At 49.5% G+C, this 1659-nt stretch carries 1 rRNA gene; it reads left to right on the forward strand.

The annotated features are described in order from the left end of the window. Window positions 1–63 precede the first annotated feature (63 nt). A 16S ribosomal RNA gene (locus tag IDG63_RS14025) occupies window positions 64–1615 on the forward strand. Window positions 1616–1659 lie beyond the last annotated feature (44 nt).

A 1659-nucleotide genomic window follows, 5' to 3' on the forward strand; every position in this document is an offset into this window, starting at 1 on the left:
AAAAACGTAACTATAAGTTACAAACATTATTTAGTATTTATGAGCTAATCAAACATCATAATTTTTATGGAGAGTTTGATCCTGGCTCAGGATGAACGCTGGCGGCGTGCCTAATACATGCAAGTCGAGCGAACGGACGAGAAGCTTGCTTCTCTGATGTTAGCGGCGGACGGGTGAGTAACACGTGGATAACCTACCTATAAGACTGGGATAACTTCGGGAAACCGGAGCTAATACCGGATAATATTTTGAACCGCATGGTTCAAAAGTGAAAGACGGTCTTGCTGTCACTTATAGATGGATCCGCGCTGCATTAGCTAGTTGGTAAGGTAACGGCTTACCAAGGCAACGATGCATAGCCGACCTGAGAGGGTGATCGGCCACACTGGAACTGAGACACGGTCCAGACTCCTACGGGAGGCAGCAGTAGGGAATCTTCCGCAATGGGCGAAAGCCTGACGGAGCAACGCCGCGTGAGTGATGAAGGTCTTCGGATCGTAAAACTCTGTTATTAGGGAAGAACATATGTGTAAGTAACTGTGCACATCTTGACGGTACCTAATCAGAAAGCCACGGCTAACTACGTGCCAGCAGCCGCGGTAATACGTAGGTGGCAAGCGTTATCCGGAATTATTGGGCGTAAAGCGCGCGTAGGCGGTTTTTTAAGTCTGATGTGAAAGCCCACGGCTCAACCGTGGAGGGTCATTGGAAACTGGAAAACTTGAGTGCAGAAGAGGAAAGTGGAATTCCATGTGTAGCGGTGAAATGCGCAGAGATATGGAGGAACACCAGTGGCGAAGGCGACTTTCTGGTCTGTAACTGACGCTGATGTGCGAAAGCGTGGGGATCAAACAGGATTAGATACCCTGGTAGTCCACGCCGTAAACGATGAGTGCTAAGTGTTAGGGGGTTTCCGCCCCTTAGTGCTGCAGCTAACGCATTAAGCACTCCGCCTGGGGAGTACGACCGCAAGGTTGAAACTCAAAGGAATTGACGGGGACCCGCACAAGCGGTGGAGCATGTGGTTTAATTCGAAGCAACGCGAAGAACCTTACCAAATCTTGACATCCTTTGACAACTCTAGAGATAGAGCTTTCCCCTTCGGGGGACAAAGTGACAGGTGGTGCATGGTTGTCGTCAGCTCGTGTCGTGAGATGTTGGGTTAAGTCCCGCAACGAGCGCAACCCTTAAGCTTAGTTGCCATCATTAAGTTGGGCACTCTAAGTTGACTGCCGGTGACAAACCGGAGGAAGGTGGGGATGACGTCAAATCATCATGCCCCTTATGATTTGGGCTACACACGTGCTACAATGGACAATACAAAGGGCAGCGAAACCGCGAGGTCAAGCAAATCCCATAAAGTTGTTCTCAGTTCGGATTGTAGTCTGCAACTCGACTACATGAAGCTGGAATCGCTAGTAATCGTAGATCAGCATGCTACGGTGAATACGTTCCCGGGTCTTGTACACACCGCCCGTCACACCACGAGAGTTTGTAACACCCGAAGCCGGTGGAGTAACCTTTTAGGAGCTAGCCGTCGAAGGTGGGACAAATGATTGGGGTGAAGTCGTAACAAGGTAGCCGTATCGGAAGGTGCGGCTGGATCACCTCCTTTCTAAGGATATATTCGGAACATCTTCTTCAGAAGATGCGGAATAA

The organism is Staphylococcus sp. EG-SA-14, from assembly GCF_017151935.1.
GTDB classification, from domain to species: Bacteria; Bacillota; Bacilli; order Staphylococcales; family Staphylococcaceae; genus Staphylococcus; species Staphylococcus aureus.